Below are 26,127 nucleotides of genomic sequence, written 5' to 3' on the forward strand. Positions count from 1 at the left end.
GACTTGCACTCGGCAACTTATTCGCGCCGCTCGCCGACCGCCGACAAGCTGCGATACACCAGAAACGGCGTGACGATCTGCAACACGACGATCGAACACATCACGATTGCGCGCAGTGTGGGGTCGTAATCGGGATACAGCACGTACATGTCGTCGACGAGAAGATACGCAAGCGCCGACATGGGCGTGAGCGCCACGCCGAGCGCCGCCCCCTGCTTCCAGTTCAGCCCGCTCGGCTTGGCGAAGATCAGCACGCCAGCCAGTTTGCCGATAAACCGCGCCACGATCAGCGCAAGCGCCGCCAGGCCGCCAAGCGCAATATCGCGCCATTCGAACGCTGTCAGCGTCAATGCGAACAGGATCACGGTAAGTAGCCAGCCCGCCGTGCCAAAGTGCGTTGGCCAGAGTTGCGGCCGCTCATTCGAATTCTTCACGATGATCCCGGCTGCCAGCAACGCAAGAATCGTCGAAAGCTTGAACACATGCGCGAGCGCAATGGCGAGCAGCACGAGACCGAACAAGGCAACGAACGAATGTTCGTCGTTGGTGTTGAGCCTTCGGTACAGCAGGTTGCAAGCAAGCGCGAGCGCGAGCGCCAGCACGAGCGAACCGAGCAGCAGATAAAGCGGCTGCACGATGGTCGCAAGCGTGTTGCCGTAAATTTCCTGATGCAGCACGCCGGCCGCGAGTTTTTCCACGACCACCGCATACATGCTGTTGAGCGCGGTCAACGTCAGAAGGCGCTGCGTGACCTGGCCTTCGGCGCGCAGTTCGGTGCGAAGCTGGATCACCATGGCCGGCGACGTAGCCATTGCAATCGCTGCAATTACGACCGAAGGCATGGTCGGCACCTTGCACAGCGTCAGCGCGATCAAAACAAAACCGAATGTCAGCGTGCTCTCGGCAATGCTCGACAAGATCAGATACGGATTGCGACGGATCCAGCGTAAATCGAGCCGGCTGCCGAGTTCGAACAACAGCAAGCCGAGCGCAACGTCGAGCAGCACGCGAGAGAGACCGGCGGAACTGACATCGATAACACCAAAGCCTGCATTTCCCGCAATCAGGCCGATGACGGCATATCCGGTAATCCGCGGCAAGCGCCAGGCGCGCCAGAGCAATTCGCCGCAGAGACCGGCGGCAAGCAGCGCGAGTCCGGCCCAAAAAATGGCGTCGGGTGTAAGCGGCCAGGCAGGTAGGAATGAAAAGGCCGACTTCATTGTGAGGACTTCTCCTTTGCAGCTAGTGCGGATGGGCGGTAAAGAGACGTTTTTTGTTCGCGGCGAACGATGCGTGGCACAGGGTGCACGGCGTTGTCGCATAAAGCCGGTTCGACACGTTGGTCAAGTGGCGCGGCTGCGGAGTTCACAGCGTTTGTGTCTAGTCCGCGCGCTCGCGCGAAATGTAGCTGAAGCGATAAGCCGGCAAGGCGGCCAAACGAAAGAACGGCGATTGTGCCATAGCTCTTGGCCTGACCTGGGCTTGGTCAACAAGTGCTGAAGTAAAGCGGTAACAATGGGTTTTGATGTGTCGCCGCGAGGAAATAACTACCGTAAACCCGCTGGTGCGGGATTAGCGAAACCGGCGTTTTTCGACTTTCAGCATCGCCGATGACGCGTGTTTTAAGGTTTACAAGTTTTGTTTATATATACGTAGTAGTAGTTAACAAGAACGGCGATTTTCTGTGGATAACCTGCTTTTCCTTATTGTTAACAATTAGTTGTGGAACGCATAAGCACGGGGCGAATGTGTGCGCGCCAGATAGCGAACTCCGAACAACTTTGGCGGGTTTCGGCGCGCAAACGAGTTGTCCCGTTTACGCCCACAGCGAGTGCACAGCTCATCAGCCGGTAATCTGCCAACTTATCCACAGGTTGCGGTGGAAAAGATTTTTAACCGTGTCACATGAATTCGCGTTGCCGCAATGCCCGCAGGAAAAAGCGCGCAGGATCGACCGCTTCGGCGAGTTCGCGCTCAATAGGCCACGGTTCGCCTTCCAGTTGGGCCGCGATGAGTTCGGCCGCTAGCGCAGCCCAGATCAGGCCACGCGACCCGAAAGCAAACGCGCCATATAAGCCGGGCGTGCGCGGAAGGTCGAGCGGCCATGCACCGGCAAGGCGGGCGGTATCGGCGCGGGCGGCGGTTTCGTCGGCGAAAGAACCGATCATGGGCATGCGGTCGCTCGTCACGCACCGGAACGCGACCCGGCCTTTCAGCGTGGCCGGATCGGGCGCGAACGTGCTCAATGCCGGCAGCATCCTGGTTACGCGCTCCAGATTTTCATCATGGCCCGATGGCTCGATAAGCGGGTTGGTGTCGTCGATATCGTAGGTTGCGCCGGTCAGGGTCTTGTGGTCATCGAGCGGCACGGCGTAGCCATCGCCAACAAGGGGAACGCGCAGGCCGTCGAGCGGACTCGCGTCCAGCAGCGTGAGCTGCCCACGGACGCCGCGCGTCGGCTGGCCGTGCAGCCTCCCGAGGCGTTGCGCATCGCCGGCATTCGCCAGGATTACGACCGGCGCTTGGGCGATGGCACGGCCGGTCGTATCGAAGGCCGTCCATACGCCATTTTTGCGTTCTATGCGTTCGACTTGGGTGTTGAAGCGCGATTCAAGCCGATCGCCTGCCGCAGCGCATTGCGCCGCGCAAACGGCCGCTGGCGAGATAAAGCCGCCATGAGGAAAAAACCATCCCGCGCGCGATACCGGCTGGCCAGCGAGGCGCGCGGCTTCGGTTTCATCGGCTGCGCTCACATAGACGCCTGGCAAGCCAAAGCGTGTAATCGCCGACGCGATAGCGCGTGCGTCCTCCGCTGAATCCGCGATCTGCAACAGGCCGTTGCGGCTGCGCCCGAGATCGTGGCCGTGTTGCTCGAGCACGGACCATCGGTTGCGCGCGTAGAGAAATCCGGCGCGCGTGAGCCGCGCGGCAATGCTGTCGTCGCGCCAGACGACCGGATGGAACACGCCGGCGGGATTGCCGGACGCTTCGCGGGCAGGGCGTTCGTGGCGATCGATCAACGTGATCCGCCATCCTCGCGACGCAAGCCGCTCGGTGATCGCACAACCGCCAAGTCCGGCGCCGATGACGATCGCATGGCGGGCGCTTTCTTCTAACGCACACGGCGATGCAACGGGCGGTTCATGGCGACGCACACGCCAACGCGGCGCGAATCGCGCGCTCACATGGTGGGAATTCGCGGCGGATTCATCGATGGCAAAACCCGCGTCATTCAATGCTCTCAGCAATAGTGGGTGCGCCTCGGCGCAAAGGGTGGCCGAGTCGCCAGCAATGCGCGCGAGCGCTTTGGCCATGAACGGCAAGTTCTCCCCGAACGTGCCGCTACGCAAATAAAACGAATCCGCGCGCATCCAGAGTTTGTGCAGCATGCTTGGCGCGTCGCCAGCGGCGATGGTCAGCACAACACGTCCGCTTTCGAATTCCAGCCGGTGAAGACCTGGAACCGGCATTGGCCATGCATCGATCAGAGGTTGCCGCAACGCTGGTGTATCGGCCGGAATATCGGGCGCTTTCATCGCTCCGGGCGTCATGACAGCTACGACATGCAGACGCTCGCAGCGCTGTTGATCGTCTCGCCACGCGCTCCATGTATCGATAAACCGCCCGGCATCGAATTGTGTTTGCAAAACAGTGAAAACCCGACGTCCAGCCCAGCGTGAACGGTCAGCGAGAAGAGACGTGTTGCCTGAAAAATCGTTCATGCAAGGTCGAAACCCAATTAATGAGATAGCGCGCAAGACGACGTGTTTCGCATGCGGCGGGAAGGTGCGCTTGGCGCCCAGGAAGCCAATAGGGGCAAGGCTTTGGGCACAATACCCCCTGGCTTTTGAGCAACCGTTGGCAAAAACCAACGACGCGTTGCGTGCACCGTGCGAAGCGATTGCCCGTGCGCGCAATCTGGAAATAAAGGGTTTTCCCCTGCCAGATCACGCGTAAATCTTCGAAACCCTTGTCCTGATTGGGTTTGCGCTGCGTTATGATAACAACCGCCGAGTAGGGAGGTGGCCCGGCTGCCGGAAGCTTGAGGGTTTGCCGGAATAGGGGGCCAAGGGGCTGGACCCGCGCCAGTGCTCGACTGCAAGGCCCGCGCACGTATAATCGGCGCGTTCGCGCTGTTCGTGTCAACCTAAACTGATAAAGGAACCTTAATGAATAAACAGGAACTGATCGACGCCGTGGCCGCTCAGACCGGCGCCAGCAAGGCTCAAACCGGCGAAACGCTGGACACGTTGCTCGAAGTGGTCAAGAAGGCTGTCTCGAAGGGCGACGCCGTGCAATTGATTGGCTTCGGCAGCTTCGGCTCGGGCAAGCGCGCAGCGCGCACCGGCCGTAATCCGAAGACCGGCGAATCCATCAAGATTCCGGCAGCCAAGACCGTCAAGTTCACGGCTGGCAAGGCATTCAAGGACGCAGTGAACAAACGGTAACTCATAACCGATTGTCAGCGCTGGACTGTAGATTCAGCGCACGTAACCCGCCATTGGCAACAAGCCTCGGCGGGTTTTTTTTTGGGGTTCAGCGTGCTGCGCGAAGTCGCCAATTGCGCGCCGAGTGCGTCAGTGATCATCTCCGTGCGCGCCGCAGTCGCAATCGTCGCCGTGATCGTGATCATGCTCATGATCTTCGTGATCGTCTATTTCCCACGATGGAAACGGATCGCCGAAAGACGCCCATGCTTGAGCGCCTAGCGACCATTCTTCATCGGTGAGGAGGCACGCATCGAACGCGCTGCGCCAATGCGCTTCGTCAAGCGCCGTGCCGATTATCGCCAGTTCCTGCCGGCGATCCCCAATGCTCGTGTCGTCCGCGTCGCCGAACCAGTCCGCCGCAATCTCCGCCTCCAGCTCGGCGTCGCCCGTCGGCCATTCATTGCGATCCTGGGCTGCCCACCATACGCCCGCCGGCCCGTGCCGCAGCGCGCCACCGGCTTGTGAAAGCGATCCACCAATATCACTGCGCGTAGCAAGCCAGAAAAAACCCTTGGACCGCAACACGCCAGTCCATTCCTGATGCAGCAGCGACCAGAGCCGCTCAGGATGAAACGGCCGCCGCGCCCGATACACAAAGCCGCCAATGCCCGACTCGTTCGCCGCAATGAGCGTTGCACCGGGTTCGGCGTTGAGCATGGCAAGCCAGCCTGGCGCGCTCGATGTTGCATCGAAGTCGAAACGATCAGTATTCACAACCTCTTTTGATGGCACGACGCCGAACTGCGTACCGATGATCTCAGCGCGCGGGTTGAGCGCGTGCAGGATGTCGCGAAGCTTCGCGAGCGCGGTTTTATCGATCAGATCGGTCTTGTTGATCACGATCACATCGCAGAACTCGATCTGCGCGACCAGCGTTTCCACGACCGTGCGCTCGCCTTCTTCGTCGTGGCCGAGCATGGCTGTCGACGCGTAATCGCGCGGGAAATTTTGCGCGTCGATCACGGTCACGACGGTGTCCAGTTGAGCAATGTCGTCATCGAAGACGAGATTTTCCGCGACGCTCTGCGGATCGTCGTGACCCCGCGCTTCCACCACTATGGCATCCACATTGCCCCGCGCCGCGAGCCGTGCAATCTCGTTGGAAACGTGGTCCGTTTCGCCCGATACCAGCGCGATGCGCGGACCGGCGTGATCGGCATGGCTGCCGCCAAGGAGGTGGTTCACGAGCGTGGTTTTGCCCGCGCCTGGCAAACCGGCAAGTACGGTGACTGGCAATGGCTGATTCATCGCGTTGGCTTGGAAAGGCGCGAATTCGCGCGCGCGGCCGCAAAATGAGCGGGGCGCTTTCAAGAAAAATCGCTCGTTTAAGTGGCGAGCCGGAACGCGGAATTGTGCATCAAACCCGGCTGGAACGCCGCGCCATGCGATGAAAAACGCTTGAACAAGACTGGAAATTCAGGGGAGTCAACGCGAAGCCGTCAACAGTTTCCACTTCCCGAGGATGGCGATGATCTGCTTTGAATACTGATCGCGCAACGAAGGCGTTTCCGAGTGGTAAGCGCCGACTGCTTGCCACGTGTTGCCATACTTGTTCATTTTCTGGCGCAAATGCCAGGCTGCTACGTACACCGACTTGCAGGGTTCCATCAGCGTGGTGGTGGAGATGCCGTACTGCGCAAGCTGGCCCAGATGGATCGAGTTAATCTGCATGAGACCGTAGTCAATCGAACCGTTCGCATTCTTGTTCATGGCGCCGGGCTGGTTGTGTGACTCTTGCCATGCAATCGCCCGCAATATCAACGGGTTCACTTTCTGATATTTGGCCGCTTCGTCGAAGCAGTCGGCGTGCGCCGGCGCAGCCATAAGCAGGCCACCAAATCCAAGCGCAAGAAATTGCAACACTAGTTTCATCATCTGTAGGTCCACTTGATCAACGGCGTGCCTGACGCCCACACGCTGTTTTCCTTTCGCGAGGCTCCGGACGTAAAAGGTCCATGTGCCCGGCGAAGCGGGTAAGACTGCGTAACACGTGGTAAGGCATTGAAAACACGGGAAAACCCACCCGAACAGAGCGCATCCGGAACGTCAATCCGCCCGTATCATACCGGCAGACTATTTCGTTTTAAATTCGGCCATCCGACATACGCCAGCTATCCTGCGCCAACCGGCAGCAAATTTTTTGCAAGCAAAGGTTTCGTGTGATCTTTCCTTTATAAGCCGGTCCGATGTAGATACGTCGCCTGTACGAGAGAAGCCGCAAAAATATGACAATTCCGGGATGCCTTGCTGGGAAACGGATACCTAGTAGACATCAAAAAACATGGAGAAAAATTTACCTTTCTAAAATGGAATTAATTGAATCTTCAGGTGTTTTTGAAAATTGTGCGTCGTCAGCCAATTGATAGTAGTTTTGTGACAAAACGGACATCAAAAGCTGCTATGGTTCACGTTTTTGGGATATGGCATTGCCCGGGCATCGGCCCTGGAAACGTTGGCAGCGGACTATCGGGCGGTAAAAGTGTCGAATTGGCACTTAATTCGATGTGTCGGGTGCGGCGTTATCAGCAGGTCTAGACATCACACTCCATGAGAAGAAAACGTATGGCATTGCGTCGCGCGGCGACGGCTTTGCTGGTGGCTGGTCTTGTCACCACGCAACTCGCGCACGCACAAGTGACACTGAATTTCGTCAATGCGGACATCGATCAGGTTGCTAAGGCGATCGGTGCCGCGACGGGAAAAACAATCATCGTCGACCCCCGGGTCAAAGGGCAATTGAATCTGGTATCGGAAAACCCGGTGCCGGAAGATCAGGCCTTGAAGACGCTGCAGTCAGCATTGCGGATGCAGGGCTTCGCGCTCGTACAGGATCACGGAGTGCTGAAGGTCGTGCCCGAAGCCGACGCAAAGCTGCAGGGCGTACCCACTTATGTTGGCAACGCGCCGACCGCGAGGGGCGACCAGGTCATCACGCAGGTTTTCGATCTGCACAATGAGTCGGCCAACAACCTGTTGCCGGTGTTGCGGCCGCTCATCTCGCCGAACAATACGATTGCGGCCTATCCGGCGAACAACACGCTGGTCGTGACCGATTACGCCGACAACGTGCGGCGCATTGGCAGCATCATCGCGGGAATCGATACAGCGGCGGGACGTCAGGTCGACGTCGTCGCGCTGAAGAACGCGAATGCGCTCGATGTGGCCGAACAGATGAGCAAGCTGCTCGATCCAGGGTCGATCGGCAGCACCGACGCCACGCTGAAAGTCACCGTCACCGCGGATTCGCGCACCAACTCGTTGTTGCTGCGCGCATCCAGCAGTTCGCGGCTCGCAGCGGCGAAGCAGCTTGCGCACAAGCTCGACTCCGCGACCACGCAGCCCGGCAACATGCACGTTGTCTCGCTGCGCAACGCGGACGCCACGCGTCTTGCCAAGACCTTGCGCGCGATGATGGGCAAGGGCGGCGACAGTTCGTCCTCGTCTTCGTCCGGATCGGGGTCGTCGAGTGGTTCAGGCTCGTTCGGGCAGAGCGGCCTTGGCTCTAATTCGTCGACGGGAACGAACGGCTTGCCGCCATTGCCGGGTGGTCTGGGCGGCAGCAGTTCGTCATCGAGCAGCAACCCGATGGGCGGCGGTGGCCAGAGCAACGACAAGAGTTTCAGCAATAACAACAACGACAGCAGCGGCGGCAACGACCAGCCCGGCAACGGCATGATCCAGGCCGATACGTCGACCAACTCGCTGATCATCACGGCGTCGGACCCGGTGTATCGCAACTTGCGCACGGTTATCGATCAACTCGATGCACGCCGGCCGCAGGTTTATATCGAAGCGCTGATTGTTGAACTGTCCGCCACGACGGGCGCGAATCTCGGCATTCAGTGGCAAGGCGCGCTGTTGTCGAGCGGTGGCAACAACGCCATTTACGGCGGCTCGAACTTCGGCACGGGCAGCAGCAACATTGTCGACCTGACAGCCGCCGGGTACGCGGTGGGCAGTAACCCGTCCTCGCTTGCCGGGCAGACGGGATTGCTCGCGCAGGGCTTGAACATCGGCTTGCTGCATAAATTCGGCAATTTCTTCGGACTTGGCGGTTTGCTGCAGGCGCTGTCGACGTCGGCGGACGCCAACATTCTTTCAACGCCTAACCTCATTACGCTCGACAACGAGGAAGCGAAGATCGTGGTCGGCCAGAACGTTCCTGTGGTGACCGGTTCGTACGCCACGCCGACGGCGAATACCGGTACGTCGGTGTCCGCGTTCAACACGTTTGACCGCCGCGACGTGGGCGTGACGCTGCACGTGAAGCCGCAGATCACGCAGGACGGCATTCTGAAGCTTCAGCTTTATCAGGAAGATTCAAGCGTCGATACCACCACGACCAACAATCCTGGCGGCGTGACTATCAACACGCGTTCCATCCAGTCGACCATTCTTGCCGACGATGGCGAAATTGTCGTGCTGGGCGGATTGATGCAAGATCAGTACAACACGAGCAACAGCAAGGTGCCGCTGCTTGGCGACATTCCGTGGATTGGACAATTGTTTCGCAGCGAGCAGAAGACCCGGACGAAGACTAACCTGATGGTGTTCCTGCGTCCGGTCATCGTGCGCGATCAGGCCACCAGTTCGCAGATCTCGAACGATCGCTACGAATACCTGCGCCAGCAACAGTACAACTCGATCTCCGATAACCGGATCGAAAAAGATCGCGACGTTCCGGTGCTTCCGCCGCCGCCGATTGGCCCGAGCCAGGGTGGCGTGGCGTCGCAGAACTTGTTCGATTGGAACAATATGACACGCTCGCCGTCGCAGGGCGGCAGTACGACCCTGCCGCAGGCCAGGCCGCCAAGGGGCCAGCAACAGTCGCTGGAGCAACAAGATCAATATCAAGGGCAGCAGCAATACCAGCAAGCCCAACCACCGGGCCAGCAGCAGCCGTATCAGCCGCAACCACAGCCGCAGCAGCCCGCGAATGTGAACAACTACGCCGTGCCGAACAACAACCCGGCGCCGGGCGTGCCGCTCAATGGCGATGCAGGAGCCAAGCCGTGAGTACGTTGAACCTGTCCGCAGCAGCACATGTCGCCACGAGCATTCCGTCGCCGCTCGCGGCACGGCTGATTCCGTACGCGTTCGCGCGCACGGGGCAGATTCTCGTCGCGCATCAGCACGCGGACAGCATTGAAGTGTGGATCAGCGACAAAACCAGCGACGCCGCACTCGCCGAAGTCGCCCGCAACTTCGGCGCGCTGTCTATTGTGCGTTTGCCGGTGGACGAGCTTTCCGCCGCGATCAATTCCGCCTACTCGCGCAACGACGGCAGCGCGGCGCAGGTGGTGGGCGAAGTGGAAGGCGAAGTCGATTTGTCGCGGCTGATGCAGGACATTCCCGAGATCGAGGACTTGCTCGAGTCGGAGGACGACGCGCCGATCATTCGCATGATCAATGCGTTGCTGACGCAGGCGGCGCGCGAGCAGGCATCGGATATTCATATTGAACCGTTCGAGACGTCTTCCGTCGTGCGTTTTCGTGTCGATGGCACCTTGCGCGACGTCGTGCGCCCGAAGAAGGCGCTGCATGGCGCGTTGATCTCGCGGATCAAGATCATGGCGCAGCTCGATATCGCCGAAAAACGGCTGCCGCAAGACGGGCGGATCACGCTGCGCGTCGGCGGCCGGCCGGTGGACGTGCGTGTTTCCACATTGCCGACCGGTCACGGCGAACGCGCGGTGCTGCGTCTGCTGGAAAAAGACGCGCAACGCCTGAACCTCGAAACGCTCGGCATGGCGCGCGACACGCTGGTTCATTTCGACAAGCTGATCGGTCGCCCGCACGGCATCGTGCTCGTGACGGGTCCGACGGGTTCCGGCAAGACGACCACGCTGTATGCCGCCATGTCGCGCCTCGAAACGGCGACCACCAACATCATGACGGTGGAAGATCCTATCGAATACGATCTGGGCGGGATTGGCCAGACGCAGGTGAACGAGCGCATTGGCATGACTTTCGCGCGCGCGTTGCGATCCATTCTGCGGCAGGATCCGGACATCATCATGATCGGGGAAATCCGCGATCTGGAAACGGCGCAGATTGCGGTGCAGGCGTCGCTGACGGGTCACCTCGTGCTCGCCACGCTGCACACGAACGACGCGGCCTCGGCGGTGACACGTCTGACCGACATGGGTGTGGAGCCGTATTTGCTGGCTTCGTCGCTGCTTGGCGTGTTGGCGCAGCGGCTCGTGCGCCAGTTGTGTCCGGTGTGCAAGGAACAGCGCACGGAAAATGGCCACATGCATTGGCACGCGGTCGGATGCGATAAATGCGGCAACTCCGGCTATGCAGGGCGGCGCGGCGTGTACGAACTTTTGCTGCTAGACGATCCAATCCGCGCGTTGATTCACCGCAATGCATCGGATGCCGAAATTTTGACGGCTGGCCGCGAACAGGGCATGCGCACGCTGCGTGAAGACGCAAACCGGTGGCTGGCGACTGGCGCGACTTCGCTTGAAGAAGTGCTGCGCGTGACGGGCGGAGACTAAACATCCATGCCGGCGTTTCGTTTCGAAGCAATCGATCAGGCGGGCAAGTCGCAAACAGGCGTGCTCGATGCCGACAGCGCCCGCTCCGCGCGCAGCCAGTTGCGTACGCAAGGGCTCACGCCGCTTGTCGTGGAAGCGGCCGGGTCGCGTACGCGTGGCGAGCGCAAACAGCGTTTGTCGCTGGGGAAACGTTTGTCGCAGCGCGAGCAGGCCATCCTCACGCGCCAGCTTGCGAGCTTGTTGATTGCGGGATTGCCGCTCGGCGAAACCCTTTCGGTCCTGACCGAGCAATCCGAGCGTGATTACATTCGCGAACTAATGGCCGCGATACGCGCCGAAGTGCTTGGCGGCCATTCGTTTGCCAGCGCGCTTGCTGAGCATCCGCGCGATTTCCCGGAGATTTATCGGGCGCTGGTGGCCGCCGGCGAACATACGGGCAAGCTTGGGCTCGTGTTGTCGCGGCTCGCGGATTACATCGAACAGCGCAATGCGCTCAAGCAGAAGATCGTGCTTGCGTTCACGTATCCGGCCATCGTCACGTTGATCGCATTTGGCATTGTCACGTTCTTGCTGAGCTACGTAGTACCGCAGGTGGTGAACGTCTTCGCCAGCACCAAGCAGTCGCTGCCGTTCCTCACCATCGCGATGATGGCGCTTTCCGGTTTCGTCCGGAATTACTGGTGGGCCATGCTGATCGGCGTGATTGCAATCAGCTGGTTCATCAAGACATTGCTCGCGCGGCCTGGGCCGCGCATGGCGTTCGACCGCTGGCTCTTGACTGCGCCGCTGCTCGGCAAACTGGTTCGCGGATACAACACCGTGCGTTTTGCCAGCACATTGGCAATCCTGACGGCGGCCGGCGTGCCTATCCTGCGCGCGCTGCAAGCCGCTGGCGAAACGCTGAGCAATCGCGCGATGAGCGAAAACGTACAAGACGCGATTATTCGCGTGCGCGAAGGCACGTCGCTGTCGCGCGCGCTCGGCAACACGAAGACGTTTCCGCCGGTGCTGGTCCATCTGATCCGTTCCGGCGAAGCGACCGGCGACGTCACCACCATGCTCGACCGCGCATCCGAAGGCGAAGCGCGCGAACTCGAACGCCGCACGATGTTCCTGACAAGCCTGCTCGAACCGCTCCTGATCCTCGCGATGGGCGGCGTCGTGCTCGTGATCGTGCTCGCAGTGATGTTGCCGATCATCGAATTGAACAATCTGGTGCAGTGAAGAAGCCGACCTTATGAACGCCCTCCAAACCCGTCTTCTCACGCTCGCCGCGCTGGCCGTTTTCTGCGCGACGCTGACCTGGTGGATCGTCACGCTGACATCGCATCAGAGCGCGCCGTTGCCCGCAGCAGCGGCGGGGCGCGCGCCTTCCACGGAACTCGCGGCCACGCTGTTTGGCGGCCAGTTGAAGCGTCAGGAGAACCAGGACGTGCATCTGTTCGGCATTCTGGCCTTGCAGCACGGCGCGGCGGCGATTGTCAGCTACGGCGGCGAACCGGCGCGCGCGATTTCGCTCGGCGGTCCTTTGACGCAAGGCGTGACGATCAAGGAAGTGCGCAAGCGCTCGATCATCATCGACAGAAAAGGCGCGCTTTCTGAAGTGTTCCTGCCGCCGAATGCGCCGGGACCGACAATTTATGTGCGCTGAGGCAGCGCGAGATCAAAGGGATCGAACGAGGCGGGCGCTCGAGGCGAAATCACCTTACGCCGCACCTATAGAATGCTTTCCTGTCCACAACAACCAAGCGTTGCCTGCGGACAGAGAGTGAAAAAATCATGGCGCGGCGATCTGACGCGCGCCGTGAACGACATCAAAATTGGAAAGGAAGATCAAGTCATGCAAATGTTGATGAAGCGCCGCGACGCACTCCAGACGGCGCAAGGCACACAGCAAAAACGCCGTCAGCGCGGTTTTACGCTGATCGAAATCATGGTGGTGATCGCCATTCTTGGCATTCTCGCGGCGCTGATCGTGCCGAAGATCATGAGCCGTCCGGACGAAGCGCGGCGCGTGGCGGCGAAGCAGGACATAGGCACGATCATGCAGGCGATGAAGTTGTATCGGCTGGATAACGGCCGTTATCCGACGCAGGAGCAGGGTCTGCGCGCGCTGATCGAAAAGCCGACCAACGATCCGATTCCGAACAACTGGAAGGACGGCGGTTATCTCGAACGCCTGCCGAACGACCCGTGGGGCGCGCAGTATCAATATCTGAACCCGGGCGTGCATGGAGAAGTGGACGTGTTCAGCTATGGCGCGGACAACAAGCCGGGCGGCGAGGGCAATGATGCCGATGTCGGCTCGTGGCAATAAGCATTTTTTATAGAAGTAACCGACGTGAACCAGCAGCACGAGCCGGATCGTTCAGCCTTTAAGCCGCAGCGCGCGGCGAAGGCACGGCCGCAAGCTGGCTTCACGTTGCTGGAAATGCTGGTGGTGTTGGTGATTGCGGGGTTGCTCGTGTCGCTTGCTTCGCTGCAACTCACGCGCAATCCGCGCACGGATCTGAACGAGGAAGCGCAGCGGCTCGCGCTGCTGTTCGAATCGGCGGGTGACGAGGCGCAGGTGCGCGCCCGGCCTATTGCGTGGCAGCCGCTCGACGGCGGTTTTCGTTTCGATGTCCGTACCGAAGACGGCTGGCGCCCGCTGCGTGACGACTTGCTGCGCCCGCGCCGCTGGGAAGGCGGCGTGACCGGCGTGACGATTCAGTACCTGGGCTCGGATCAGGAAGCGGGACGGCTGGTGTTCGGCACGGAAGCGATCGATACCCCCATGGAAGTGACGATTGTTTCTGCCGTGGGACGGGCGACGATTGTGGGTACGGGCAACGGCCGGTATCGGGTGCGCTGATGGCGAAGCTTCCATCACTCAAGCACGTACGCGGTTTCACCATGATCGAAGTGCTCGTCGCGCTGGCGATCATTGCGGTGGCGCTGGCGGCGTCGCTTCGGGCCGTGGGATCGCTTGCGACCGGCGAGGCGGATTTGCACAACAGGTTGCTCGCCGGATGGAGCGCGGACAATGAACTCGCGCAGTTGCGGCTGACGCATTCGTGGCCGGAAATCGGCACGCGGACATTCGATTGCTCGCAGGGAAATCTGAGGCTGATATGCACGGATCGCGTGACATCCACGCCGAATCCGATTTTCAGGAAAGTGGAAGTGTCCGTCACCTCGCCCGGCCGGCCCGGCAATCTCGCGCAAATGGTCATGGTGGTGGCGAATGAAACGAACCGGTCGCTCTGAGCGGCGCATTCGCCGCTCACATGGCGAGCGTGGCTTCACGCTGATCGAGATGCTGGTCGCGATAGCGATTTTGGCGGTGATCGCGGTGCTGTCGTGGCGCGGTCTCGACCAGATCATGCGCGGACGCACGACGATCACGAACGCGATGGAAGACGAGCGCGTGGTGCAGCAATTGTTCGACCAGATGCGCATCGATGCCCGCCAGGCCGCAACGGACGACGAAGCCGGCCAGGCGGCGGTCGCGATTGGCGGGAATTCGCTGCAGATCGTGCGCGGCGTGTATGCGGCGGGCGCGGCGCCGCGCTTGCAGGTGATCCGATACCGGCTGAGCAATGGCGTGGTCGTGAGGTTTGCATCGCCGCCGCTCGGAAACATTGGCGAAGTGCGGCGGGCGCTATCCGCTGGAGACGGCACGGACGGCTGGTCCTCAATTCCGTTGATGGCCGGCGTCACGACCTTCGCCACGCGCGCCTACGTGCCCAAAACAGGCTGGACGATGAGGATGGCGGACGTGACCTCGCAGATCACGCAAAACGACAACAACCTGAAAGTGCCGCAACTCGGCAACGCGCCGTTGCCGCGTGCCGTGACAGGCGTTCAGATTGCGGTCGGCGCGCACGGTCTCGCCGCGCCGATCACGCGCGTTTTCCTGATCGGAGAATGACCATGGCGCGGGCTGCATCGAAACCGGCAGAAAGGCGTGAAAAAGGCGTCGCGATTATCAGCGCGCTGCTGGTGGTGGCGTTGTCGGCGATTATTGTGTCCGGGTTGCTGTGGCGGCAGGAAGTGCAGATCAGGCGCATCGAGAACCAGAGACTGCTCGCGCAGGCGCAATGGATCTCGCGCAGCGCGCTCGACTGGACGCGCCTGATCCTGCGCTCGGAAGCCGATACCGCGCCGAACGTCACCTATCTCGGCGGCGTGTGGGGCGTGCCGATCGCGAAGACGCGCCTGTCGGATTTTCTCGGGCAGATTGGCGAAGTCCGGGCGCAGCAAGGGGCGTCGACGTATCTGTCGGGATCGATTGAAGACGCGCAGGCCAAGTTCAACCTGCGCAATCTGGTTTCCACGCCAACGCCGGGCCTGCTGACCATCAACGTGGACGAGATCCAGTCGTTTCAGCGCTTGCTGACGTTGCTCGGCCTTAACGGGTCGCTGGCGAAAACCGTGGCGCTGCAGTTGCGCGCGGGGCTGGCGCAATCGGCGACGCGGTTCCAGACGCAAAGCACGAACGGGACGGCGAACAACACGCAGCAGTCGGTGCTTCAGGGTTTGGCGCAAGGCGGCGGAACCGGCGGCGGCAATTTCACCGACGACCCCGGTCTTTCGGACGCCGACAGCAACGCGCCCGTTGCGCCGCTGCAGATGATCAACGTGGAGTCGTTGCTCGATGTTCCGGGATTTTCGCCGGAAATCGTCGACAAATTGCGGCCTTTCGTGACGGTCCTGCCGACCACGACGTCGGTGAACATGAACACCGCGACTGCGGAAGTGGTCGCTGCCACGGTGCCGGGCATGTCGCTCTCGCAGGCGCAGGCATTTGTCGCGCGGCGCGAGACCGTGTTTTTCCACGATGTCGGCAACGTGCAACTCGCGCTGACCGGCGCGGGCGTGAAGACGGATGGCATCGATATGAACCAGATGGACGTGACGACGAAATACTTTCTGATCCACGGCCGCGTGGAGCACGAGCGCGCCGAAGTGGAGCGGACCACGTTGCTGTATCGCGATCCGGCGACGCACACCACGCGTATTGTTTATGTGCGCGACCAGCTTTGATGCGAAGTACAGTGAATGATCCCCATGAATAAGCTTCAAGCACGACATTCGAACATCCGAAGAGAAGAGAGCGGCCTTTGAGCACATTGATCGTCCTACTGCCGCCGCGCGATCCGGCGGTGCGTTCCGAAGAATGGCATTTGCCGGAGCTGCCGTTTTTGCTGCTGGACAAGCGCAACGTCACGCAACGCACCGGCCGCGCCGCGCTTGGTCTCCTGCCGCGCGCGAGCGCGACAGTGCTGATCGTCGCCGCGCGCGATTTGCTGCTGACCGCCGCGCCGCTGCCGCCATTGAAAGGGCCGCGTTTGCGCCAGGCTTTGCCGAACGTGGTCGAGGATCAACTGATCCAGGACCCGCATACGTGCCATATCGCCGTTGATCCGGTTGCGCTTGCAAGCGGTGCGCGCGTGATGGCGGTGATCGATCGCGGCTGGTTCCGGTTCCTGATGGAAGCGTTCGCGAATGGCGGGCATCGGAACGTGAAAGCCGTGCCGGCAATGCGCTGCCTGCCGCTGCAAGAAAGTGGTGCCGACGTGCCCAATCCGTTCGTCGCGGGCGTGCTGGGCGAGGTGGTTCCAACCGCGCCCGCATTGCTTGTCGGCGAAGCGCTGGCGCCGCCGCCAAACGCCGTGCCGCGCGTTGAGATCGCGATTGCGCGCGGTGAGCACGCGGCGCTCGGCGAAGGTCTCGCGATTCCCGCCGATGCCGCCACGGCCACGCTTGGCGCGCTTGCCGGCGCGCAGCCCATGACGCTCTACACGCTGCGCGATGTGCCCGGCGCGGAACCTCGGCTTTCATCGGTTTCGGGACGTGCCGGCATTCCCGGCGCAGAACCGCTGCCGTTCGAAGTCCTCGCGCGCAACGCGCTCGCGAACCGCTTCGACCTGTGCCAGTTCGAATTCGCCGCCCAACCGTGGCGGCTCGACCGCGCGACCATGCGGCGCCTGAAAGTGCCGATGGCGCTGCTCGCGGGGGCGCTGATCGTGTCGATGATCGGGATCAACATCCAGTGGATCCAGCTCAGCCGGCAACGCGACGCGATCAACGCGCAGATGACCGAACTGCTGCTCAATACATTTCCGAAAACCACGGTCGTGCTCGACGCACCCGACCAGATGGCGCGCCAACTCGACCGTCTGCGGCTTGCATCGGGACAATTGTCGCCCACGGATTTCCTGTCCATCGCCGACGCCTTCGCCCGCGCGCTCGGACCGATTCCGGTGAACGGCATCGCGGCGCTGGATTATCGCGACAGGAAACTCGACGTGACCTTCAAGCCGGAAACCAAGGTCGACCCCGGCTTGCAAAGGCGTCTGATAGCGAACGGACTGACGGGCAGCATCGACAGCAACACGGGCAAATGGTCAGTCAGGAGCGGCCAATGAAACAGGCAATCACCGATACCGGCATGGAGTTCTGGTCCGCCCGGACCCAGCGCGAAAAGACCATCCTGATGTGGGGCGGCGCGGCTTTGGCCATCGTCATTGTGTATCTGGTGCTGTGGGCGCCGGCTTACGAAGGCCGTGCGCGTTTGCGCGAATCGCTGCCGCGCATGCAGGCGCAGCTTGCGCAGATGACGGCGCAAGCCAACGAAGCGCGTTCGCTGGTGGGCAGCGCGCAAGGCGTCACGCCGACCGGCGGCGCGCTGCGCGACGCGTTGACGAAGTCGCTCGCCGACAACAACATGCCCGCGACACAAGTTCAGGTGGTCGGCGCGGCCGTGCAGTTCCAGTTGAAGAACGTATCGTTTCCGGAATGGACGGTCTGGCTCGACGACGTCCGCAAGCAATACAAGGTGCAGGTCAACGAAGCGCATATCACGGCGCAAAAACCGGATGGTCAGGTGGATCTGACGGCGTCGCTGCAACCGGCACAGCCGCAATGAACTATGGAACGCGGCGGCTCCTGGCCGCCTGGCCATGGTTCGCGGTGGCTTTTGCATCGGTCGCCGTGACATTGTTCGTCATGTTGCCCGCCGCGTGGATCGTGCCGCAGTTCGGCAAGAACACGGGCGGTCACGTCAATCTCGTCGATCCAGCCGGTTCGCTCTGGAAAGGCTCGGCCACGCTGATGCTCGCAACCGGCGGCGGCGGTGAGGGCGCGACCTTGCTGCCGGGGCGCATTGAATGGCGCACGGCGTTCTGGCCGTTATTTACCGGGCACGTGCGCATGCAGATGTTCCAGACCGACGCCATGCCGGACCCGGTTCTTGTGGATGCAAGCTCGAAAAGCTCGACGCTTTCATCTGGTTCCATCGCGGTGCCGGCGAGTTTGCTGAGCGGACTTGGGGCGCCCTTCAACACGCTCGATCCCGACGGCAACGTGCGTCTGACGTGGACCGACTGGCGCATTCTGGGAGGCAGCACGTACGGTCAGGTGATCGTGACGCTGGATGACATGTCGTCGCGCGTGTCGCGCGTGAAGCCGCTCGGGTCGTATCGCGTAGTGTTTCAGGCGGAAGGTCAGGCGGGCACGATCAACCTGACGACCACGCGCGGGCCGTTGATGCTGTCGGGCCAAGGAACCGTATCGCAGGGTTCGAGCACATTCAGCGGCGTGGCGACGTCGGCGCCCGAAGCGCGTGAGAATCTGGCTGGATTGCTGAACCTGCTTGGCCGGCATACCGGACCGGATTCCGTCGAGTTGACTTTGAACCGGTAAGCCGCCGCGTTTATTGCCCGGGCGCGCTGGCGTTCGTGGCCAGCACCGGACCCGATTTCAGCGCCGCACTCGAATCTTGCGGCGAACTGGCCGGCGCAGCGGGCGCTGCCGCGCTGCCGGTTTCTTCGTTCATCTGAGCGGTTTCCCATCCGCCGCCGAGCGCCTTGATCAGTCCCACCGACGACACCATCCGCTGTCCCGCAATACTTGCCAGCTTCTGCTGGGCGGTGAACGCCGTGGTCTGTGCGGTGAGTACGTTGATGAACCCGACCGTGCCCGACTTGTACTGGTTGTTCACAATGTCCAGCGCCTGCTGCGCCGACGCGACCGCCTGCTGCTGAACCACGATCTCGTTGGCGAGAATACGAATCGACGCGAGATTGTCCTCGACGTCCTGAAACGCCGTCAGCACCGTTTGCCGATAGGTCGCCACCGACTGGTCATACGCGGCGCGCGCCGCTTCCGTGCGCGCGGCCCGCAAACCGCCATCGAAGAGCGTGGCCGCAATGGACGGTCCGAGCGTCCAGAATTGCGATGGCGCGCGCAACAATTGCGACAGCACGGAACTCTGGAATCCGCCCGACGCCGACAGTGTCAGCGTGGGAAAAAACGCCGCGATCTCCACGCCAATCTGCTCGTTCGCCGCGGCCGCCTTGCGCTCGGCGGACGCAATGTCCGGGCGGCGTTCCAGAATGGACGATGGCAAGTCGGCTGGAATGTCGGGCGGAATGGCGTCGAGCGGCGATGACGCGATGCTGAACGTGGACGCCGGTTCGCCAACGAGCACCGCGATCGCGTGTTCGAATTGCGCGCGAGAAACGCCGTTATCGATCGCGGCGGCCTGCGCCGACTGCAATTGCGTCTGCGCCTGGATCACGTCGGAGCGGGCGATGGTGCCTTGCGCATATTGATTCTGCGTGAGCTGCAGCGTGCGCTGATACGCGGCGACGGTATCGTCCAGCAGCCTTTGTTGCGCGTCGAGCGAGCGCAACTGGAAGTATGTCTGCGCCAGCGTGGCCTGAGCGGAGAGCCGTGCGTTGGCGAGGTCGGCGGCGGCGCTTTGCTCGCCGGCGCGCTGCGCGTTTACCGTGCGGCTGACGGTGCCCCACAAGTCCGGTTCCCACGATGCATCGAGGCCAAGACTGAAGGCGTTGCTCACGCCGCTACTTGAGAACTGCGAGTTCGTGGAGCGGCTGCCGGAACCCGACCGCGTTCCCGACGCCGATAACCCCACAGTCGGGAAATACGCAGATCGCGCCTCCGAGACCAGCGCGCGCGCCTGCCGATACGTCGCCGCAAACTGTTCGATGGTCTGGTTCGAGGTGTTCAGCCGCCCTTCCAGATCGTTGAGCTGCGCGTCGTTGAAAATGGTCCACCAGTTTCCACGATCGATCCGGTCGGCCGGTTGGGCGACCTTCCAGCCTTCGGGTGCTTCCTTGTAAGCGGCGGGAATGGCGGCGTCGGGCCGCTTGTAGTTTGGTCCGACGGCGCAGCCGGCAAGCGTGAGCACCATGACCAGCACGGTTTTACGATTAAAAACGGAGATTCGGGTGAACGGCATCTGCTCTGGATTCCTGTCGGAGGCTGCGCGTTTCGGCACGGCATTGTGGCCAGCGAAACGGGTCCGAAATGGTAACTGAATGCGCGCGCAAGGCGCGCATATGGGCAGACGTAAGGGTAACGGCTTGAAAGGAAACTGGGTTTACCTGCGTCGCGGATTCGGTTACGAGCCGTTACGCCGCGCGGCTATGCGCTTGATGCGATGAGTCAGGCGTCGCAATGCTTCGCGCTGCACAGCAGGGGTTCGGCAACGGCAGTGGCAGACTTGGCCGGCTTGCGCATCTTCCGGTTTTCGAACCACGCCGCGCCCAGTACGACAAACGAACCACCTGGCAGCAAGAAAACGATCACATACAGCGCAAGTTTCCACGAACTGAGGTTCGGCGGCAGGACATGCAGCAATGCGGATGTGACGGATTGGCCGAAGTGTCGGCCGAGGAGGCGGGTGGTTTGGGCAGCGCGGTTCATCGGTAAATCCATATGCGCATCGAGAAGATTCGATGCTTTCAGTCGGTCAGAACATAGTCTCGGGTGGCGCCTTGGCGCGTAACTCGGTGCTTAGAATAATATTGACTATGCAATCGATTTTCAAGATGCATAGCTTGCCAAATTTTTCCGATGTTGTTTTTCGGTTGCAGGAATAGTGCGCCGCACTATCTTGCGGACTGCATCGAGGATTGTGCTTTCGACCGCATGCTTGGCGTGATTTGTAAAAATTGAGCGCGTGTCCGTTGGCGCACAGCAACCGCGTCGCAGCAAATAAACGGAGTTGCAAACGCCAGCGTATAAAAGAATGCCTATGCAAGTGTTTTACCTATCGAATCGACAGGTATATCCGCATCCCGAATGCGCCGGGCAGCGTTTTACCCCGAAAGCGGCCCGCGCGATCGATTATTCCGGCGTCTGATTCTGGCCCGACTGGCCAGGCTGACTTTCCAGCGTCGGCGGCATGGGCTGGACCGGCAAGGCGGGCGGTATCGGTCTGGACGATGGCGTGGGCGAAACCGGGGGCAATGCGTTGCCGCTAGCCGTTGCGCCGGCTCGGGTGCCCATCTGCGATGGACCGCCGCGAACGAATTGCTTGAAATCCGCTCCCGCCTTCCAGGGATTGGGTTCGCAGCCAAGCATGTTGTCGCAATGCGCGGCAAAACCGATTGTTGCCGTGCCTTCGTTGCTTGGTGTTTTCGTGATCTGGTACGCGAGCGCGCGTTTTCCGCCCGATGGCCCCGTGGTCTGGATAATCGAGTCGGTAACGGTCTGCAGCTTGTATTCCGAATGGTTGGTGACCCAGACTTGCGCACGGGCCCACCACGCGTCGCATTCGGCCTTGTTGGTACAGGTGAGGGGCGAGGTGGCCTGTTCCATTGTTTCACCGGCGACCTGACCGTTTGTCGAACATCCCGCAAGCAGCGTAAATGCGGCTGCGGCCGTAGCCAGTCCCGTGATTTTCATCAGGTTCATCTTCCCTTCTCCTTTATTAGCGCGGATCAATCCGGATCCTGATTCGTCGCTAATTTCATACCCGATGTGCGTAAGCCTTCCGAGCGTTGCGTCCTGTTGCAAAAGGAGTAAGGGTTGCCACTGCCGAAGCTACGCGGCATGGGAAAAGCTGCTTGACGATGAGAAAGGCGCCTCAGCGGACGCCCGTCGATCAAACGCTGATGCGATTCAACGTATATGCGCGATATGCGCCGACAAATGCATCGAATGAGCCGATTTCGTCGCGTTCGATCCTGGCCTGATCCTCCAGCGACTTCGCCGCGAGCGCTTCCATCTTGCGTTCGGCTTCCGCGCTGAGCGGACGGCTGCGGAAATAGTTTGCGTGCCTTTCGCTGAGATCGAGCGCGAATGCATCGAAGCTCTGGCCGCGTTCGCGCATGATCGCAAGCACTTGCGCTGAAGGCGTAAGCGATACATCCGCCAAACGCGCACGCTGGGCATCGAGCGCGAGCACATGCTCGTCAATTCCGTGCAGGTTGTCGAGCGCGCGCGCCACCGGTTCAATGGCGTCCAGCAGTTCGCCGGCCCAGCCTTGCATGGCAACTTCCCGCCCGTCACGAGCCAGTGTCAGGCCCGGTTTGCGCCCTTCCTTCGTGATACGCGCGAAGTTTTCGTTGGCTTCCTCATTGGCGGCGCGCGGCAGCAGCGGACTGTCTTCGAGCGTGCAGTACAACAAATACGCGTCCATGAAACGGGACGTCTGCAAGGAGATCCCGGTCGGTTCGAACGGATCGATATCGAGGCAGCGCACTTCGATGTACTGCACGCCCCGCGACGACAACGCGTGCAACGGCCGTTCCCCTGGCTGCGTGACGCGCTTGGGCCGGATGGTCGAATAGAACTCGTTTTCGATCTGCAGGACGTTTGTGTTGATCTGCACCCATTCGCCATTGCGCTGGGTGCCAATAGCCTCATACGGCGGATGCGGCTCGGAAACGGCCTTTGCGAGAACGTCAAGATAGCCGTCGAGCGTGTCGTAGCTCGGCAGCAGCGCGGCTTGCGCCGGATTGTTCGTATAGCCGAGGTCGCTCATGCGCAGGCTGGTCGCGTATGGCAGATAGCGCGTGGTGGCATCGAACGTTTCGAGCGTGTTCGGGCGGTCGCGCAGAAACTGCCTGTTCAGCGCAGGCGACGCGCCAAACAAATACATCAGCAGCCAGCTCGTGCGCCGGAAGTTGCGGATCAGCGCGAAATATCGTTCCGACTGGAAGTCGACCATGCGCGTGGCGCTCTGGCCGTCGAGCGCCGCCCACGCGCGCCACACGTCCTCATTCAGCGAATAGTTGTAGTGAATGCCGGCGATGCATTGCATTGTGCGGCCGTATCGAAGCGACAAACCGCGACGGTACACATGCTTCAACATGCCGATATTCGACGTCCCGTAATAGCCGATGGGAATCTCCTGGTCCGCGGGAAGCTGGCCGGGCATGGAGTTGTTCCAAAGCAGTTCGTCGCCGAGGTGCGCATAAGCAAAACGATGCAGCTCGTCCAGATGCTCGAGCGTGGTCGCCACGTCGTGATCGGCTGGCGTGATCAACTCGATCAGCGCTTCGGAATAATCGGTCGTGATGAGCGGATGCGTGAGCGCGGAGCCAAAGGCGCGCGGATGCGGCGTTGTGGCGAGCGCGCCGTCACGCGTGACGCGCAAGCTCTCCTTTTCGATACCGCGCAATCCCTGCCTCAAGGCGGCGCCGGGCGCGCCCGTTGTCAGCGCCGAGAGGCGTTCCAGGAAAGTGCTGCGGGGGGAGGATGCGGAATTCGTATTTGCCATTGCTGCGACGTTTGCGCTCGGCGCGAAAACAGCACGCGCCAAATCGGATTTTTCGGGTAGCGGGCACTTTAACATCTCAGTGTAAGCCGTGCTTGAAGCCTTGCCGGGTAAGGGTTTGCGCGAATTTCGCCGCATCTCGCTAGAACCTGTCAAGGGGCGATTTTTATCGAACCGACGTCGCGTTTGCGGTTCGGCTGCACGAGCATGGAAGCTGTCGCCGCGCGAGATGGGAGGGGTTACGAGGGGTTATGGGATGTTCGTGGATGTTGAGCGTACGCCTCAGCCGCCCTTGGCCGATCCCGAGCGATCGGCAATCTCGTTCCATACATGCAGCGCGGCATACGCGCGATAAGGCCGCCACGCTTCGGCCCGGGCGCGAAGCGCAGCCGCTTTCGCCATCGATGGATCACGTGCTGCAAGCGACTGCATCAGGATCAGGTCGGTGCCGGGCCACGCGTCGGCGTCTCGCAGCGCGCGCATTGCGACATATTCGACCGTCCACGGACCGATGCCCGGCATTGCCAGCAACGCCGCGCGGAGTTCGCCGCGATCAGCGCGAGGGTCATCGAGCGGCAGCGCGCCTGTCGCGACCTCGCGCGCGAAGCCCTGCAACGCGGCCACACGCTTGCCCGGCATGCCGATCTTGTCAAGATCGGCCGTCGCCAGCGCGGCCGGCGTGGGGAAGCGCCAGGCGGTATCGGGATGAGGATGATCCGGGAGCGGCGTGCCGGCGCGCTGGACAAGCCGGCCAATGATGGTGGACGCCGCCTTTACGCTGACCTGCTGCCCGACGATGGCGCGCACGACCAGTTCGAAGCCGGACCATGCGCCCGGAACGCGTAAGCCGGGTGCAGCTTGCGTAAGTGGCGCAAACCACGGATCGCGGGCGAGATGGGCGGCGATGGCGGGTGCATCGGCCTGAAGATCGAACAAGCGCGTCAAATGCTTGCCGATGAGCTTTGCGTGCCGGCCCGCCGGTCCGCCCACCGTGGCGACAAGGCACGGTTTGGTCGTGTGCCGTATGACGCTGAGCGTGCCTGGATCGCCCAGCCATTCAATCGCGCGTTGATACGCGCCGTTCTCCACCGTTTCTACGCCCAGCGTCGCGCGTCCCGCGAAAAAACGCAGGACGCGCGGCCAGTCATACGGTTCGACAAACGGAAGCTGCAGGCGAACGGCTTTGGATGCCGCCGCCGGCAATTCGAGCGCGGTTTTCAATCAGGAAGTCTCCGCCGTCTCGCGCGCGGTTTCCGGCCGGTGCTCCTTTTCCGCCGATAACAACGCCACTTTTCGCGCCGTTCCCCACCGATACCCCGCGAGCGCCCCGTCCTTATGCACCACACGGTGACATGGAATCGCCAACGCCACAGGGTTCGATGCACACGCGCTCGCCACCGCCCGCACCGCGCGCGGCGAGCCGACAGCTTCCGCGATATCCGAATAGCTCCGCGTCTGGCCGTACGGAATCCGCCGCAGTGCGTCCCACACGCGCTGCTGGAACGCGGTCGCACTGATATCGAGCGGCAGGTCGAAGTGCTCGCGGGTGCCGCGCAAATAGGCATCGATTTGCGCGATAAACGGCGCCAGGCGCGGCGTATCCTCGATCCGCCGGGCTTCCGATAATTCCAGCGCGAGATCGGCTTCGAGCGCCGCGGGTTCGTCGCCGAACGCAATCTTGCAGATTCCCTTGGCCGTCGCGGCGACCAGCACCGTGCCAAGCGCGGACTGCGCGGTCGCGAAATACACGACAAGCCCGGCTCCCTTGCGCCGATAAACCGACGGCGTCATTCCCAGCTCGGCAGGCGCGGCGCCATACATACGCGATGTCGAACCAAAACCGGCGTCCTGCGTGGCGCGCGTGACATCGTCACCGCGTTGCAAAGCCCCGCGCAAAGCGTCCGCGCGACGTGCGGCCTGATATTGGCGCGGTGAAACGCCCACTACGCGCGAAAACAGCCGCTGAAGATGGAACGGGCTGACATGCACGACGCTGCTCAATTGCGCAAGCGTGAGACGCTCCTGCGGATCGGCATCGAGCGCCTTGCATGCGCGTTCAACAATAGCGAGTTCCCGCGACAAACTGCCGGGCTGACACCTTTTGCACGCCCGATAACCGGCCGCTTCGGCTTGCTGGGTGCTTTCGAAGAATTCGACGTTCTCACGGCGCGGCGGCCGCGAAGCGCACGACGGCCGGCAAAACACGCCGGTCGTGCGCACTGCATAGAAAAAGCTGCCGTCGGCGCTGGCGTCCCGGGTGGACAGGGCGTTCCAGCGGGATTCGGGATTGGCGAACGCAAGGCGGGCTTGATTGGGTTTCATCACATTCCTCAATATTCGAAGGGTACGTGATTACTGTAATGACGGGCGTTTTCCGGGTCGCGCCGGTTCTTGCGCTGTCATTCCGGAGCCATTTACACGCGTATGACCGCACGGAGAAATGACGCGCAGATGCCACACTTCGGCACCATAGGGGTTTTTACTACGATAAGTGTTGCAACGTACGAACCCACTGTGTAATATTGGAACTGTCTCCTCCATGTCTCCTCCTGATATGGATTCAGCCCGCTCCAAACCGAGCGGGCTTTTTTTCGTCCATGGGTTTTGCAGAAGCGCT

The 26,127-nt window shown here is 61.4% G+C and carries 23 protein-coding genes; 13 read left to right on the forward strand and 10 right to left on the reverse strand.

Annotation, left to right across the window (positions count from 1 at the left end; all coding sequences use genetic code 11):
- Positions 1-17: 17 nt before the first annotated feature.
- Both ACRWA7_RS33155 and mnmC read right to left on the reverse strand, forming a co-directional pair.
- Positions 18-1,220 carry a cation:proton antiporter gene (locus tag ACRWA7_RS33155; RefSeq protein WP_438394895.1) on the reverse strand — a complete coding sequence of 401 codons (1,203 nt, stop codon included), beginning with the start codon at positions 1,218-1,220 and terminating at the stop codon, positions 18-20.
- Positions 1,221-1,901: 681 nt separating this feature from the next.
- Positions 1,902-3,722, reverse strand: a complete 1,821-nt coding sequence (mnmC, locus tag ACRWA7_RS33160) for a bifunctional tRNA (5-methylaminomethyl-2-thiouridine)(34)-methyltransferase MnmD/FAD-dependent 5-carboxymethylaminomethyl-2-thiouridine(34) oxidoreductase MnmC (RefSeq protein WP_438394897.1) — start codon at positions 3,720-3,722, stop codon at positions 1,902-1,904.
- A 447-nt stretch (positions 3,723-4,169) separates the two neighbouring features.
- Between mnmC and ACRWA7_RS33165 the strand changes: the two genes are divergently transcribed.
- A complete protein-coding gene (locus tag ACRWA7_RS33165) occupies positions 4,170-4,448 on the forward strand; it encodes an HU family DNA-binding protein (protein ID WP_031364544.1) in 279 nt (92 codons plus the stop codon).
- Positions 4,449-4,577: 129 nt separating this feature from the next.
- On the opposite strand, the gene ACRWA7_RS33170 is transcribed toward ACRWA7_RS33165, so the two are convergent.
- Both ACRWA7_RS33170 and ACRWA7_RS33175 read right to left on the reverse strand, forming a co-directional pair.
- Entirely contained in the window at positions 4,578-5,738 is a 1,161-nt protein-coding gene (locus ACRWA7_RS33170) for a GTP-binding protein (protein ID WP_438394899.1), read from the reverse strand.
- Positions 5,739-5,915: 177 nt separating this feature from the next.
- Complete coding sequence (locus ACRWA7_RS33175) at positions 5,916-6,362, reverse strand: lytic transglycosylase domain-containing protein (RefSeq protein ID WP_060817790.1); 447 nt, start codon at positions 6,360-6,362, stop codon at positions 5,916-5,918.
- A 690-nt stretch (positions 6,363-7,052) separates the two neighbouring features.
- Here ACRWA7_RS33175 and gspD point away from each other — a divergent pair.
- The 12 genes from gspD (at position 7,053) to gspN (ending at position 18,682) form a co-directional block, all read left to right on the forward strand.
- Positions 7,053-9,506, forward strand: a complete 2,454-nt coding sequence (gene gspD, locus ACRWA7_RS33180) for a type II secretion system secretin GspD (RefSeq protein WP_438394901.1) — start codon at positions 7,053-7,055, stop codon at positions 9,504-9,506.
- A complete protein-coding gene (gene gspE, locus ACRWA7_RS33185) occupies positions 9,503-10,993 on the forward strand; it encodes a type II secretion system ATPase GspE (protein ID WP_060817581.1) in 1,491 nt (496 codons plus the stop codon). Before gspD ends, gspE begins: the two co-directional genes overlap by 4 nt.
- Positions 10,994-10,999: 6 nt before the next feature.
- Positions 11,000-12,217, forward strand: coding sequence for a type II secretion system inner membrane protein GspF (gspF, locus tag ACRWA7_RS33190; protein ID WP_438394902.1), 1,218 nt, complete (start codon positions 11,000-11,002; stop codon positions 12,215-12,217).
- Positions 12,218-12,230: 13 nt separating this feature from the next.
- Entirely contained in the window at positions 12,231-12,644 is a 414-nt protein-coding gene (locus tag ACRWA7_RS33195) for a type II secretion system protein N (RefSeq protein WP_060817579.1), read from the forward strand.
- 201 nt (positions 12,645-12,845) lie between these two features.
- Entirely contained in the window at positions 12,846-13,310 is a 465-nt protein-coding gene (gene gspG / locus ACRWA7_RS33200) for a type II secretion system major pseudopilin GspG (protein ID WP_099050494.1), read from the forward strand.
- A 24-nt stretch (positions 13,311-13,334) separates the two neighbouring features.
- Complete coding sequence (locus ACRWA7_RS33205; protein WP_244163934.1) at positions 13,335-13,847, forward strand: GspH/FimT family pseudopilin; 513 nt, start codon at positions 13,335-13,337, stop codon at positions 13,845-13,847.
- Entirely contained in the window at positions 13,847-14,242 is a 396-nt protein-coding gene (gene gspI / locus ACRWA7_RS33210; RefSeq protein ID WP_438394904.1) for a type II secretion system minor pseudopilin GspI, read from the forward strand. The genes ACRWA7_RS33205 and gspI overlap by 1 nt, the downstream gene beginning before the upstream one ends.
- Complete coding sequence (locus ACRWA7_RS33215) at positions 14,220-14,906, forward strand: PulJ/GspJ family protein (protein WP_438394905.1); 687 nt, start codon at positions 14,220-14,222, stop codon at positions 14,904-14,906. Before gspI ends, ACRWA7_RS33215 begins: the two co-directional genes overlap by 23 nt.
- Before the next feature lie 2 nt (positions 14,907-14,908).
- Positions 14,909-16,021 (forward strand): type II secretion system minor pseudopilin GspK, encoded by a 1,113-nt coding sequence (gene gspK / locus ACRWA7_RS33220; protein ID WP_438394907.1) that lies wholly within the window; start codon positions 14,909-14,911, stop codon positions 16,019-16,021.
- Between the two features lie 77 nt (positions 16,022-16,098).
- Positions 16,099-17,406, forward strand: coding sequence for a type II secretion system protein GspL (gene gspL, locus ACRWA7_RS33225; protein ID WP_438394909.1), 1,308 nt, complete (start codon positions 16,099-16,101; stop codon positions 17,404-17,406).
- Positions 17,403-17,906, forward strand: a complete 504-nt coding sequence (gspM, locus tag ACRWA7_RS33230) for a type II secretion system protein GspM (RefSeq protein ID WP_060817574.1) — start codon at positions 17,403-17,405, stop codon at positions 17,904-17,906. Before gspL ends, gspM begins: the two co-directional genes overlap by 4 nt.
- Positions 17,903-18,682: a type II secretion system protein N gene (gene gspN, locus ACRWA7_RS33235; protein ID WP_060817573.1), complete on the forward strand. Its 780-nt coding sequence runs from the start codon at positions 17,903-17,905 to the stop codon at positions 18,680-18,682. The genes gspM and gspN overlap by 4 nt, the downstream gene beginning before the upstream one ends.
- Before the next feature lie 10 nt (positions 18,683-18,692).
- Here gspN and ACRWA7_RS33240 read toward each other — a convergent pair whose 3' ends face one another.
- The 6 genes from ACRWA7_RS33240 to ada all read right to left on the reverse strand — a co-directional run bounded on the left by ACRWA7_RS33240 (position 18,693) and on the right by ada (position 25,832).
- Positions 18,693-20,243, reverse strand: coding sequence for an efflux transporter outer membrane subunit (locus ACRWA7_RS33240; protein WP_438394912.1), 1,551 nt, complete (start codon positions 20,241-20,243; stop codon positions 18,693-18,695).
- A gap of 206 nt (positions 20,244-20,449) precedes the next feature.
- Complete coding sequence (locus ACRWA7_RS33245; RefSeq protein WP_438394913.1) at positions 20,450-20,710, reverse strand: hypothetical protein; 261 nt, start codon at positions 20,708-20,710, stop codon at positions 20,450-20,452.
- Positions 20,711-21,133: 423 nt separating this feature from the next.
- Positions 21,134-21,694 carry a hypothetical protein gene (locus tag ACRWA7_RS33250; protein WP_438396854.1) on the reverse strand — a complete coding sequence of 187 codons (561 nt, stop codon included), beginning with the start codon at positions 21,692-21,694 and terminating at the stop codon, positions 21,134-21,136.
- A 199-nt stretch (positions 21,695-21,893) separates the two neighbouring features.
- Complete coding sequence (gshA, locus tag ACRWA7_RS33255) at positions 21,894-23,513, reverse strand: glutamate--cysteine ligase (RefSeq protein WP_438394914.1); 1,620 nt, start codon at positions 23,511-23,513, stop codon at positions 21,894-21,896.
- 279 nt (positions 23,514-23,792) lie between these two features.
- Positions 23,793-24,731, reverse strand: coding sequence for a DNA-3-methyladenine glycosylase family protein (locus ACRWA7_RS33260; protein ID WP_438394915.1), 939 nt, complete (start codon positions 24,729-24,731; stop codon positions 23,793-23,795).
- Entirely contained in the window at positions 24,732-25,832 is a 1,101-nt protein-coding gene (ada, locus tag ACRWA7_RS33265; protein ID WP_438394916.1) for a bifunctional DNA-binding transcriptional regulator/O6-methylguanine-DNA methyltransferase Ada, read from the reverse strand.
- Positions 25,833-26,127: the final 295 nt, after the last annotated feature.

This window comes from Caballeronia sp. DA-9 (assembly GCF_051615025.1).
In the GTDB taxonomy this organism is placed as follows: Bacteria; Pseudomonadota; Gammaproteobacteria; order Burkholderiales; family Burkholderiaceae; genus Caballeronia; species Caballeronia sordidicola.